Source organism: Streptomonospora alba, assembly GCF_000826685.1.
GTDB classification, from domain to species: domain Bacteria; phylum Actinomycetota; class Actinomycetes; order Streptosporangiales; family Streptosporangiaceae; genus Streptomonospora; species Streptomonospora alba.
Window position 1 is genome coordinate 173,193 of record NZ_JROO01000010.1, and the last position, 12,934, is coordinate 186,126.

The window sequence follows — 12,934 nt, forward strand, 5'->3', positions numbered from 1 at the left end:
TCCACCGTGCGCGGTCCGCAGAACGGAAGGGAGAGCGCGGGCGAACGTGTCAATGCCCAGGGGTGGACTCAACAGGTTCATTGCGTTCGCGGCGTTTCGTCGCTGAATACCTTCGGGAAAACCCGGTGTGCGGATTGCGCGCCCGCTCCCACGCCGGGGGCGGCCGCATCCCCCGGGACCGCGTCCGGCTCTGCTCGAGGCTTGCTGCCATCGACCCGGCGGCGCGGATTCACGCGGTGGGCACCAAGGGCGCGGGCCTCCCGCGAGCCGTCCAGCGCCGCGATCCGCGGTCATGAACGTCATGAAGGCTCATCCCGTGCCCCCCTCGCGGTTTCCGTTCCTAACCCGTCGTCGAGGCGGCGACCTCTAGTGCCCTAGACGTGTCCTTTTCAGGAAATACAAGGCCAAACCATGCAATGTGGACTCGTTTCTTTTGTGGGAGATCGCCCTATTTGGACCACGAACCCATTCGGAAAAACATGCGGCTGCGGTTTCACTCGTTTTCGATCGGCGATAACTATATCGCTGGAGGGCGGTCCGCCGGCGGTCGATTGAGTTCCAGAAGATATGTGAGGGCTGGTGTGGGAAGAACACGGATATTGGTGTGGCTCGCCGCGTCCGGTGTGCGCAAGGGCGAAATCGTCGTATTGCAGTGCTTCCGTGATCCCCACCGGGGTTGGGTGCCCTGTCCGGCGGCGCCGCTGGTCGCCGCCCATGCGGACGGCCGAGGACGCGAGGTGCGCACGTATGAACTCGACATGGCCCCTGAGGCCGGAGAAGACGCGACTGTCTGCGCTGCCAGCTATATCGATCCCCGGACCGGTCTTCCTGTCGGTGTTGCGATCGGTGCCCGCTCCGACGATGCCGGGGCGATGGCGATCGCGCGCGACGTCACGGAGTCCTGGATGGCCGTCATGCGGTCACGGCGCCTACTCCTGTGTGACCGGAGTTGTGGGTCCGGGTGCGCGCGAATCGATTCGTCCGACGTCGTCTTCGTGCTCGGGGACGCTCCTGCAGCGGAGGCCTGCGGCATTGCCGTTCGACCTGAGCACCCGCGTGCGGCGGTACACGTCGTCGACGACCGCATGGTCGTCGCACCGGAATGGCTCGCCGGACGCAGGGATGTCGGAGTGGTTCTGGGGGAGAACGTCCGCCCCACGCTCGTTCGCACACTGCTCAGTGCCCTCGACGGCGTGGGACCGGTGGTCGTCGACCACTGTGTGCCCCGGGCCGGCGGGGCGGGCGTCCAGGCGCCGACGTCGGTCGACGCGCGAGGCGATGCGCGTCACCGCGTTCCGGTATCGGGACGCCAAAGTGCGGTGGCCCGCGCCAGTAGTCCGCGTGCGACCTCATGAGCGGCGTGGGGCCGGACACGGGACCGCAGGACGGCGAGTGCCGATCGAGCCCGTCCGCTGCGAATCGAGGGATAGATATCCAGGAAGCGGTGCCAGCTCGACACCGCTTGTTCGAGTTGTCCCTGATCCAGGTGGTGCTCGGCAAGGCGCGCGCAGATGAGAGCTGTCGAGCGTCGCTCGCACGCCGGGCGCCACTGCACGGCGTTCGTGAAATCGAGAGTGGCGCCGGACCGGTCCCCCAATAGGCTTCGGACAACGGCGCGCTGGTGGGCGAACGCTGCCCAGTGGTAGGTGACCGTTCCGGGGCCGCTCGTCGCCGCCTCCATGTACCGCTCGGCCGAGCTGAGGCAGGAGAGCGCCGCGTCCCGGTTGTCCCTACCGGCGTGGGCGACGGCGAGCTGGCCATGAAGGAAAGCGCTCGACGCGTCGTCGGTGCCGCGCGCAGCGGCATCGACGGCCGCGCCGGCGAGATCGAGCGCCTGGTGGCGATGTCCGAGATGCCACGCCTGCACGCTCATCGCACGCAGCGTCACCGCATACCCCCACGCGTCGGCACCTTCAGCCGCGAGCAGGAGGGAAGCCCGGTAAAACCGTTGCGAAATACCGTGCTCCTCCAGATCGAAATAGGCGAAGCCGCACAGGTAGCTGAGCCTCGCAGACGTGCGAAGCAGCCGGCGCCGTGTGTCGGTACTGCCCGGAGAGCGCAACCAGGGGGCAACGGTGCGGTGAAGGTATTCGCCGAGGAACGGGGCGACCCTTGACGCGCCGTGTACCGCCTCGGTTCTGGAGAAGATCTCCAGCATCTCCTCGCTGGTCTCGAGCTCGTCCTCTCCCACAGGTCCCGAATACGGGGTTTGGCGGTGTGCCGGCGGGAATTCGGTGGCGGGGCGCCACACGGGAACGTCCAGGTCGTGCAGGTTGAAGACGTATCGATGATCCCATCCGCTCTCGGCGGAGGAGCCGAGCCTCTCGAGCTGGGTCACCGCGTCGCCGCCGTCCTGCTCTGCGGAGCCGCCGCCGGCGAATCCCGCGTCTGCCGCGGTGACCGTTCGGCCCAGACTCCGTGACAGGACTTCCGCCACGAGGTCGGGCACAGGCCACCGAGGACGGGTCCCCGACCGCCACTGACTCACCGAGGCGCGCCCGTACCTCAGGCCCACCCCCATCTCCGCACCTATCGCGTTGACCTTCTTCGCCAACTCCTCGCCGCTCAATCGTGCTTCCTGCTGTAGCCGGATCAGACTCTGATTCGAGACTGGTTCGTCCACCATGACCGACCGTCCGTAGGGATCGCTGTGGAAGCATGGCCAATTGGCCGGAGAAACGTGAAACGACTGTTCCGTCGATGTTCGTAATGAAGTATACCGCTTTTATTGCGCTTGACCGCGATAGGTGAATAAAGCCACGCATCGAAAGGGTGACATATTTGTTGTGGTGATGTAAGTAAACGCTAACCGGAGTCGGTGAAGCCCTGACTGGGTCGTGATCTGGGCGGTCAGCCCTTCCCAGTACAGACCACCGACCCGCGCATCAACCCGGTGCGGCAAGGGCGGCGGCAAGAGGCGGCACAGCGGCACCCCGCGTCGCCGCGGGAGCGGACCATCGTCCGGAGCCGAAGCGCCGGACCCATGCCAGAGCCTGTGCGGCCCCTGAATTCCGCTGCCTGGAGGCGGATCGTCCAGCGGGCTGCCGATTCGCGCCAACCCGTCCGGGGCCTGGGCCCGTATAGGTGCCCGTGCCGGGTGCCCGGGTTCGGTCTGCCCGCGTTAGCAGTGGGCTGCACCCGCACGAACCTCACCCCTCCGCTTAATCCGAAGAGCCACTCGAGCCTTAGCCGTGCCGACGGTAGATACACGACAAGAGTACCCGGATTCATCCCTCGAGGTGCTGTGCCTCCTTCAGGCCGGGATGACCTCCGAAACGCAGGAGAGGCGACAAATCTGTTTATTCCGCTTCAGGTTGTTGACGCGTTCATCGAATTCTTCTCTTTCGTTCTCCGGTTGCTTTGGATTTCCTGGGGAGGCGAACCCTGGATCGATGTGATTGATGCAGGCGTCGAGAGCATCTTCTGGAGAGTTGGGTTGCCCTTTCCGGTGGTTCGGATGTTCGCTGGCCTGATTGGCCGTGCAGCCGGTATGTGTGGCCGTAAAATCCTCGTAGTCGAAGAAATCTCGAAGTTACGTGCCGCAGCGTCCGATTCGGTGACAGTGTATGGCCGCTCTGCCTTCCATGAAGGATCGGAAATCTGTTCCCGTTGATGCGGCCGAGCAGCTGCGCCATACGACGGTTCACGGCGTGATTTGGCTGACCGAATGGCTGTCCCGTACCAGCCGGCCGGGTACCGGTATTGCCCCCGGCGAACTGCGGACGCTCGTAGAGAACGTCGATCTCGAAGTCCCCTTGGTTAGCACGGCGGCTCACTGGCCGAACTCGAGCGCCTCTATCTCGCTGTACCTGGGAGACCCCGCTGGTCTCCTTGTCGCTGATCTGTACGCCCGGAGCTTCTGAAGCACAGGAGTGGTCGTCCTCGTCGATACCAAGGATGATGACTCCTCCGGCCGTGTCGGCCAGCGCAGCGACGTCGGAGCACACTCGCGCTTGCCCGCGTCCGTGCGTTCGTACAGGTCGCGCTTGTAGTCGAGATCGAAGTTCTCGGGGACGTTGTTGGTGACCAGAAAGAGCACGTTGGCATAGGTGGCCTCGGCAACTCCGTTGCCGATGAGGGCTTCCAGCCGGGCGGAGCGCAATGTGGTCATGCTCCCAGGATGTTCGCCCGAGCTCCCCAGCACAGCGGTTCCCCTTGCTGGAAGAGCCGGCAGCCCTGGCCGCACTCATCGCCGACCAGGTGGAGACGGGGTCGCCGACATCGGGGAGCATCCCGCGGTGACTTCGGGCGCCGTGCCCCCGGGATCAGGCCTTCCGCCATCGGGGGGCCTGGTCCCGGTAGGTGTGCGCACCGGAGGGGCGCCAGCCAGCCACTCCGACAAGGGTGGCCGCATGCGGACACCCCCTGGACGGTGGACCTTGGGCGAGCGTGTTGCCCAGCCTCGAAGGTGTCAAGAGCGCCCGTTCTGTCGAGAGATATAAACGTTTGGTGATCTTTCTTTGCGCTCAGTAACCCCCGTGAACCCTCCCCTTCCCCCAACTCAAAGGAGAGACGTTGCAACGCATCCTTCGTAAGCCGGTGGCGATGGCTATCGCTCCGCTGACACTGGCATTCCTAGTGGGAGGGATGACGCCCTCCATGGCGGCGGCCCCGGAAGCCAAGGTCCCAGCAGGAGGTCAGGGCTCTGCCGCCACGCCTGCTAGCAATGCGGATGGGGCGTGCTCGACCGAGGAGTCCTCGGCGGGAGCGCTGACCGAGATGACCCTGGTCGAGGACCAGGAAGCGCGCGACCTGCCGGGTGCGGTCTCCGAGGCCGTGAAGAACGGAGAGATCTCCGTCCAGGCTCCGCAGAGTGCGTTGTCCCACGGGCAGACCAAGGTCTACACCGTGGATGCTGAGGACAAGGACACTACGTTCACCTCAGTGACCATCCCCGTCGGCGGGGACTACAGCATGTTGAGCAACCTCACGGTTCTCTTCAACGAGAGCGGAGACATCGTCCAGTACGGCGAGACGCTCATCAGTGAGAACGACGCCGGAAACTTCAACATCACGAGTTTCACGGACGGCGAGCTCGTGAACAGCAACGACACGGATCTGCCCTACATGACAGACGCCCAGCTGCAGCAGGATGCGGCCAGCGGTGAAGCGATGGCTACGGCGGGGGCCGGATCTACGGCCGCCTGCGTCGCGGCCGTTCTTGGCGTAAGTGGCGCCACCGCGTATCTTATCGTGGGTGCCTGCACAGGCGCGTGCACGGTTCCCGGGGTGGGAACGGCGGTATGTGTCGCGTGCATCGGCGCCTACGCCACTGTCGGTGGAGCGTCGATCACCGCCGTCGCCAGCTGCTTCTAGTGAGTCCATAATGGTGAAGAAGACGTGGATGTTCGTGATTAGCCTGGTCGGGATGGCCATGTCGGCTGCCGTGTTGATCTTGTTCATCCCGCCGCTGTTTCGCTCGGGCGAGCAGGGCAGCGTCTGGGCTGTCGGGGTGCTCACGTGCCTCACCGTGGCCTTCGCAGTGGGGACGCGGTACTGGCGTCCATCGACGTCGGCCTCGGACGGCAGATAGTCCGGGCCGGGCCCACGAAGGTCGTGGCAGACACTCGATGGGACCTCTTAGCATCTGTCACGACCTTCGCCTGGGCGGAGTCGACGACAACGAGCACGCCCGCCACCTCGCGTGAGAAGGACAAGCGCGGCCTTTCGGCGGTACTGGGAGCTGTCGGCGATCGCGGCGCTGTGCGACGCGCGACCGGCACCCAGCCGCTCGCGTCCGAGGCGCTGGCCCGGGTCAGCGACGAACTCCACGCGGCGCTGGGCAACCTGGAGCTGGTGCTGGACCTTGGCAAGGGGGCCCGCCCGCCTGAGCGAGGACGGGCAGCCACCCCAGCCAGTCGTCACCCAGGGGTAACCAATCGGTCTGCGTCGGCGCGGGTCGAGATGAACCTCGGCCGAAGACCTCGGTATCAGCCGCTCGTGCCTGCAGAACCGGGTCGCCCAGGCCGCCGCCGAGGAGAAAGCGGCCGGCGAGGCCGCCCGGCCCAAAAAGTGCGGAAAAGAAGGAACCCGCCGAGCTGCGCCGCCGCAACAAGCAACTGGAAGGCGAAAACCAGATCCTCAAGCGGGCCGCAGCTTATTTTGCCAGTGAGACGAAGAGCCGAGTTCCCTCGAGTTGGACCGGCTGTGCCGCCGGGGTGCGCTGGACCTCGCATTGATGGCGGCGTGCGACCAGAGTCCCGACAGCGCCCACCGCCTGGGTGACGAGGAGTTCGTCGTGGTCCTGGGCACGGGGCACCCTGAGCTCGCCGCGGACCGCGTCGAATTGCGCGACCTGGCGGAGCAGGAGTGGGTGAGGTTCGATCACGACAGCGCGCTCGACGGCGTGCTGCTGAATGCGCTGCGGGACAACGGGATAGCCCCGGCAACGGCCGCGCGCGTGTCCCAGACGGCGACGGCCGTGCGCTGGGCCGCCCACGGACTCGGGGCGACGCTCGCTCCGGCCTCCGCGGTGCCCGCCGGATACGAGCACCTCGTGCGCCCGGTGTCCCCCGCCGTGTCCCAACCCGTCGTCGCAGTGATCCGCCGTGACGCGGGACCGGGCGAGACGGCCCTGCTCGAGCTCCTGCGTCGAGAGACCTGGGGGCGACCCGCTGCCGCCGCTGCCCGGTCCATGCTCTGACGGCCCGACACCCGCTCCCTCCCCGAGATCACCGGCTACGCCGCCCGGCGGCGAGCGGGGAGTGGTCCCCGCCGCGCGGAAGGGGACGGCACCGTTGTCGTCCCCCGCCCCTAGAGTCCCGCACATGACGCAGAAACCCTTCGGTGTACACGCCGACGAGAACGGACGCGCTGACAGTTCAACCCGACTCGATCGGTTGCGAGCGCGGCTGGAGACCGCCGAGCCCGCCGAGGCCCGCGAGGCCGTCCTGGAACTCATGCACCTCTCCGCGGCGGGCGATGGCGGCGAAGCCCTGAAACTGGCCGTACGGTTCAGCTGCAGAGCCGACTACTCGGACGAGGAGCTGCTTCGGCTGTGGTCGACGGTCGAGGGCGACCCGGATGGATTCTGCGAGCACCTGCTCGCCCCGGCGTACTGTGCCGGCAAGGCCATCCGACGACTCGTGGAACTGTCGGTCCCCGGTGATGGCGGGGAAGCCCTGAAACTGGCCGCCCGGTTCGTCAGCAAGGACCGGTATGCCTCCAGTCTGCTCCTGCGGCTGTGGAAGAGGGTCCGCGACCCGGACGGATTCGCCCAGCACCTGCTCGCCCCGGCGTTCCGTCACGAGTGCAGGACCGAGCTGCGGCTGTTCCATGCCGGGTCGCTGACCGGCCTGCGGCATCTCACGATGCTCACCAAGCTCCGCCTCGCACATTGCAAGAAGATCGACCTGACCGAGGTCGGCGAACTCGCCGAGCTTACCGACCTCGAACTCACGACTGCACGAGCATCACGGACCTTACCCCGATCGGTCGGCTCACCCGGCTCACCCGGTTCGAGCTGAACGGATTCGGATCGAGATCCGTGGACCTTACCCCGATCGGCCGGCTCACCCGGCTCACCCGGCTCGTAGTGGACGTCGGATCCTTCGAGGACACTGAGCCGTTACTGAACCTCGGGCGCCTCCGCGAGCTGAACCTCAAGTGGGCCAATGCGCGCTCCGTGCACGGTTTCGGCCGGGCCTTCCCCGCCTTGGAATCGCTGAAGCTCCAGGGCCGGGGCTTCAGGGACATGGACGGCCTCCGCGCTATTCCACACCTCACCCACCTCGCACTGAGCCACCTCGACCAGCTCCGCGACCTCTCGCCGTTCGCCGCGATGCCCAGACTCGAGTCCCTGCGCATCGAGAATTGTGAGAACCTGACGACGCTGGACGGGCTCGGGCCCCATCCACGGCTGGCGGAACTGGCGATCGACAGCTGCCACAGCCTGCACAGCCTCGACGGCCTCGGTGACCAACCGGAACTGCACACGGTGAAGTTGTTCGGAGGCCGCTCGCTGACCGATCTCGGCGGTCTCGCCCGACTGCCCGCGCTGCATACCCTGTACATCAACGGTACGGACCTCAGCGACATCGACGAGCTGGCCGGATCTCCGCTGGTCGAACTGCGCCTCCTCTGGATGAAGGGCCTGGAGTCGCTCAGCTCCCTGCAGCACTGCCCCGGACTGAAGAGACTGACCCTGTGGGGTTGTCCGCGCGTCGAGGACATACCCGATTCCCTCGAATCGCTGTCCCTAACCGCTGCGGACTGGAAGAAGCACCTGTCCCGGATCGCCGGCCAGGAGAACCTCCGATTCCTCGAGCTGGTGGCCCCTCCGGAAGACGTCTCCCCGCTGCTCGGCATGCCGTCGCTGACGCACCTCCGGGTCCACGCGAGGTCCGGGATCATCACGGACTCGGGAACCCTTGATCCCGTGGTAGGCGAACTCAGGAAACGCGGCGTGAGCGTCGCCATCGGCCGCTGAGCCAGCCCGGCCCGCTGTGTGGAACCGGCTCGGCGGCCCCCGCTGCACGACCCTCCAACCCAAGGTGCTGCCCATGACTTTTGAAGCACAGGATGAACTCGCCCGATTCCGCTCGATGGCCCTCGCAGAGGGCATCCCCCAGGACGAAGTCGAGCGGTGGATCGCCACCGCCCGCCCGTGCGCGAAACTGGAATCGAGAAGTGACGGGCCGGTCGCGGGCCGGCTCGGCGGCCCGTTGATGCTCCCCGCCGACGCCCCTGACCCCTGGTGCGGGCTCGCCGCCACCGTCGACCTCGCCGCACTGCCCGAGGAGGCGACGGACCTCCCTCTGCCGACCGATGGCCAGCTTCTGCTGTTCGCCATCCCCGATCCCCAGCTGATGGGCTGCCAATCGCTGGGCAGTGCGCTCTACATCCCCGCAGGTACACCGGTCGAGGAGCGCCAAGTGGATCTCGACCCGGCACCGTGCGACGGCGAAGACTACGGCGAGTTCCCGGAGGGCCGGCTTCGCCTGGAAACCGACCTGTCCCTACCTTTCCACTCTACGGTTCACGACCCCGGTCCTCCTCCTGTCACCATGCGGTTCCCGGGGGACCATTTGACCGTGGACCAATGCCGGGCCTGGGGGGACATGTTTATGGAATGGGCAGACGAGTCGCAGGGCCTCTTCTCTCCCGGACTCCGGATCGGCGGCTACGCCCAGGACGAATACCAGGACGAGGACCCCGCCGTAATGGCTGGATGGGAGGCGGCACGAGCGGAGAGCAAAGGCGATCTGCCGGCATCTGAGGCCGACATACGCCCTGAGAACTGGGTGTGCCTCGCTCAGTGGTCTCATGCGATCGAGGGCTTGGAGATGTCGTTCTTCTCCTGGTCGATCGCCCGGCAGGATCTGGCCGCAGGACGCTTCGACCGGGTCTACGCCACCATGACCTGGAATCCGTAGCGCACACCGGGAACGGCCGAGACCCGGCCCCGAGGCCCGCGGGCCCCTGGCTGCTCTGTCCCCGAACACATCCGGCGGTTTCGCGAGTCGGCTCGATGCCCCGGGGCCGGGCCACGCCTGCCGTCGGCGGTGCAGGCCGATGGGCATCCGCGCCCGGGACGAGCGGGGGATGTCCGCCCCGCGGCCCTGCACCTTTCGATGGCACCGCCCAGTCTCGGTCCTTCGCGTCTCGTGGTGGAATCCACCGCAGCGGCAGCCTTGCCGGTATGACGATCTCGAACCCCACACCGGCACCTGCCGCCTCCGGCGGCCGGTCCCGCGCCGGCGGCGTGCTCGAACCGCTGCGCCGCCATCCCCTGCTCAGCTTCTTCGTGCTCGCCAACCTGATGAGCTGGACCGCCTGGACACCTTACGTCCTGCCCCAGAACGGGCTGGGCGTGTGGGACTACCGCTTCCCCGAATTCCTCGGGACCTCCCAGCTCGCCGGCGTGCTGCTCGGGGGCCTACCTGGGTCCGATCGCCTCGGCGCTGCTCGTCACCGCTGTCGCCGACGGGCGGGCCGGGCTGCGGAGCTGGCTCGGGCGGATGTGGCGCTGGAGGGTCCGCTGGCACTGGTACGCAGTGACCCTGCTCGGTGTGCCGGCGGCGGTGCTGGCCACCGGATGGATCTACTCCGGAGGGCAGGTGAGCGCACCGTCGATGATGGCGGTCGCCGCCTATGTCCCCGCCCTGCTCCTCCGGATTCTCACCACCGGACTCGCCGAGGAGCCCGGCTGGCGCGACTTCGCCCTGCCCCGCATGCAGCGCCGGTTCGGTCCGCTATTCGGGACGATGCTCCTCGGCCCGTTGTGGGCGGTGTGGCATCTGCCGCTGTTCCTCACCGAGTGGGGCGGCTGGCCGGATGCGAGCTGGACCCGCCCGGCGGCGTTCCTGATCTTCTGCCTCGCATTCAACATCATCATGACCTGGGTGTTCAACCGCACCGGTGAAAGCATGCCGCTGGCCATGCTGGCCCACGTCAGCGTCAACAACTTCGCCTCGGTCATATGGATCGATATGTTTCCTGCACTCGACGGGGATGCCTCAATGAACGCGATGGCCCTCGGCTCGGTCGTCGCCGCGGTGCTGATCCTGCTGGGAACCGGCGGCCGACTGGGCTACCGGGCCCCGACCGGCGCCGACCCGCTCCGAGCGGGATCGATCCCGGGCGGCGGGTTGAGCGACCGCATGCGTCCCGGGGCTCGCCCCGGGACGCCGTGCCTCCCGGGGCACCCGCTCGGCCGGGGCCGGACGGTGCGACGCACCGCGGGCCGAATACCGCGATCGGCGTGTCGACTGCCGCGCATTCTGGCGTCCACGAGTACCCATGTCGAGTCCGGTGTGGTCGCGCTGGATCACAAAAGCGCCCTCCAATTGCGCCGCTCGGGGTTCAAATTTCGTCGTTACCTGCTATTTTTCCCTCCAGAGTGTCAATGTCGCTTGAAAAGGGGCTCTGGCACAGATTCGGTGAAGCCTCGCGCTCTTCCGATCAGGCGGCGAGCACGCGCCCCGAGATGGCCGGGCGCGAAGATGCCCGCGGCCACGGTGATCACGCGGGAGATGGTCGTCAGAGCGGGCTTGGTGGGAGAATGGGCGGGCAACGGAGCTCCTGGGGACAGTTCGTCTTGGTCGACTTCCTGTCTTACAGGGCTTTGTGCCTGCGGCCGCCTCTTCTGCAGTGCCCCTTGCGTAATCCTCGGAAACGCTAACTACCCGGCCGTGGGGGGAAGCTCCGACTGGGCGGAAGCGGGCGTGCCCAGCCGTCGGCACGGGAAAGGTCGAGTTCAGTCCCGACCCAGCTCGGTGCAGATACAAGCGTTGTTGCCGTCCGGATCGGCCAGCACGATAAAGGCCGGGGCATTGCTGTCGTCGACGACGCGTCCGCCTGCGGCAACCGCTGCAGCAACCCGCCGGTCGGCGGCTTCCGGCGGGACCGTGAGGTCGAGGTGGAAGCGCTGCCGGTCGGGCGCCACGGAATCGGTCGTCTGGAACCACAACGGCGGGAGCTCTCCTGAGGGGTCGGCGAGACCGCTACCCGCCTCACCACCGAGCAGGGCTGCCCAGAACGGCCGCACCGTGTCCGATACGGGCGTGTCCAGGGCCAGTTCGAGCACCTGTGCCTGCTCGGGACGCGAGACCAGCCCGTGGTCGGATGCGAGCGCGCTGATCTGCTCAGCGAGCCGGATATCCCGTTCTGCGACCCCTCCGACGTCGCGGCTGCGCAACACGAACCGGACATGCCCCGCACGCACATCGGCGTCGGGATGATGACCGACCGCCTCGGCGAGTTGAGCTACAGCCGCGACGAACGCAGCACCCGCTCCGAACGAACCGGTCTCGAACCGAGCACGCAGCGTCCCCAGCAACCACCGCCAATCTGCCAGATCAACCTCCCGGACCCCAAGACGAGCGGGCTTCCGCACCATGCCACCTCAGCTTCCGAGGGTCGACTACGCGGCTCCGGCCAATCCTGGCACCCATCACCCGACTCGGCGGACGCTTCCGGTCGGAGCACCAGTTGATTACAGCACACGTATCCGGGAGCCGGACACCACGATGTGAACCGTCCCAAGATCTGCACGCCACCCGGCGGTCAGCGGCCGCGCCGAGGCGGAACACACGCTCGAAGGCACCTCACACAGGTGGATGCCCGGGCGAGCGGGGCCGGGAGGCGAAGTTCCTCCCGGCCACCCGGCTCACGTGGCGGTGGATCCGGTGGTGGCGGGCAGGCGGCTGAGGCCGCACAGGAAGACGCGCTGGTCCTCGCCTAAGTCTACGGGCCCTCGGGGCGCCATTCGGGGAGCCGAACTCGTCGGTCTCCAGGCCTTCGAAGAAGGCGGTGGTCTCGGCGCGGCTGCGGAACCGGCCGCCGCCCAGGCTCGTGAGCACGATCTCCTCGCTGGATCGGGCTTTGTCGCGCTTCGTGAATCCGCAGGTCAGTTCGGTGCAGATCTCGCCTTTGCGGTAGGCAATCACGAGCAGGGCCTGGTGGCCGGCGGAGAGCCGGCGCCACCGGGTTCCGCGCTGTCTTGCGGTGGCGGCGTAGCGCTTCGGCGAGCACGCCGAGCGCGCGGCTGGACACGTTCATCCCGGAGGGTTAGGAGAGCATATGAAGCTCCTGGTTGGACGGTTTGATCTAGGTAGTCGCCCGTCTACCGGGAGCTTCACGTGTTCGTGGCCACGCCACGCCCTACACCTCCTGAACAATCCGCACGCCAGGTTGGCAAAGGCTCACTTTTTCAACTGCAGCCACACCAACACAGCGATGATCTTTTAGGGCGCGTCCAAACGTCCACTCGATCTCCCCAGGGCTTTCTGGCCAGCACGAACGCTCGAGTAACCGGACTTTCCGCTGGCCCTGGGGCTGCAGTGTCTGCTATGTCAAAAATTGGCGATCATGGGAATAGTTTGCGCAGGTCAGAGGCCCACTATTTCTCTGTTTCTCTCATTCTGCGATCTCTTGCCGTTGCCAACGGGTCAGCAGGGTTGACAGCGCACAGGAGTGTCCATGACACTCGGAG

11 protein-coding genes and 1 pseudogene are annotated in these 12,934 nt (G+C 66.7%); 9 read left to right on the forward strand and 3 right to left on the reverse strand.

The annotated features are described in order from the left end of the window. The first annotated feature begins 452 nt into the window (after nt 1-452). On the forward strand, nt 453-1,355 hold the full coding sequence (locus LP52_RS27150; RefSeq protein ID WP_157036240.1) for a hypothetical protein: 903 nt from the start codon (nt 453-455) through the stop codon (nt 1,353-1,355). Here the strand turns inward: LP52_RS27150 and LP52_RS06940 are convergent. Beyond that, complete coding sequence (locus LP52_RS06940; protein ID WP_157036241.1) at nt 1,286-2,626, reverse strand: hypothetical protein; 1,341 nt, start codon at nt 2,624-2,626, stop codon at nt 1,286-1,288. The genes LP52_RS27150 and LP52_RS06940 overlap by 70 nt on opposite strands. A 618-nt stretch (nt 2,627-3,244) precedes the next feature. On the opposite strand from LP52_RS06940, the gene LP52_RS27155 reads away from it, so the two are divergent. Further along, entirely contained in the window at nt 3,245-3,613 is a 369-nt protein-coding gene (locus LP52_RS27155) for a hypothetical protein (RefSeq protein WP_157036242.1), read from the forward strand. A gap of 159 nt (nt 3,614-3,772) precedes the next feature. Here LP52_RS27155 and LP52_RS06945 read toward each other — a convergent pair whose 3' ends face one another. Then, complete coding sequence (locus LP52_RS06945) at nt 3,773-4,111, reverse strand: hypothetical protein (protein WP_040271726.1); 339 nt, start codon at nt 4,109-4,111, stop codon at nt 3,773-3,775. A 404-nt stretch (nt 4,112-4,515) separates the two neighbouring features. Between LP52_RS06945 and LP52_RS06950 the strand changes: the two genes are divergently transcribed. The 7 genes and pseudogenes from LP52_RS06950 to LP52_RS28955 all read left to right on the forward strand — a co-directional run. Further along, nucleotides 4,516-5,316, forward strand: coding sequence for a hypothetical protein (locus LP52_RS06950; RefSeq protein WP_157036243.1), 801 nt, complete (start codon nt 4,516-4,518; stop codon nt 5,314-5,316). 10 nt (nt 5,317-5,326) lie between these two features. Then, on the forward strand, nt 5,327-5,533 hold the full coding sequence (locus LP52_RS06955; RefSeq protein WP_238580767.1) for a hypothetical protein: 207 nt from the start codon (nt 5,327-5,329) through the stop codon (nt 5,531-5,533). Nucleotides 5,534-6,136: 603 nt separating this feature from the next. Further along, entirely contained in the window at nt 6,137-6,643 is a 507-nt protein-coding gene (locus LP52_RS06960) for a LysR family transcriptional regulator substrate-binding protein (protein ID WP_052809536.1), read from the forward strand. A gap of 124 nt (nt 6,644-6,767) precedes the next feature. Further along, nucleotides 6,768-7,466: a hypothetical protein gene (locus tag LP52_RS28000; protein WP_202966063.1), complete on the forward strand. Its 699-nt coding sequence runs from the start codon at nt 6,768-6,770 to the stop codon at nt 7,464-7,466. Nucleotides 7,467-7,486: 20 nt separating this feature from the next. After that, on the forward strand, nt 7,487-8,428 hold the full coding sequence (locus LP52_RS28005) for a leucine-rich repeat domain-containing protein (protein ID WP_202966064.1): 942 nt from the start codon (nt 7,487-7,489) through the stop codon (nt 8,426-8,428). 73 nt (nt 8,429-8,501) lie between these two features. Then, entirely contained in the window at nt 8,502-9,374 is an 873-nt protein-coding gene (locus LP52_RS06970; RefSeq protein ID WP_040271729.1) for a YwqG family protein, read from the forward strand. A 702-nt stretch (nt 9,375-10,076) separates the two neighbouring features. After that, nucleotides 10,077-10,343: pseudogene (locus LP52_RS28955) on the forward strand (CPBP family intramembrane glutamic endopeptidase); the annotation flags it as partial. Between the two features lie 854 nt (nt 10,344-11,197). Here LP52_RS28955 and LP52_RS06980 read toward each other — a convergent pair. Next, the gene (locus tag LP52_RS06980; protein ID WP_040271733.1) at nt 11,198-11,839 is read right to left on the reverse strand and encodes a VOC family protein; all 642 of its coding nucleotides are present in this window, start codon (nt 11,837-11,839) and stop codon (nt 11,198-11,200) included. Nucleotides 11,840-12,934 lie beyond the last annotated feature (1,095 nt).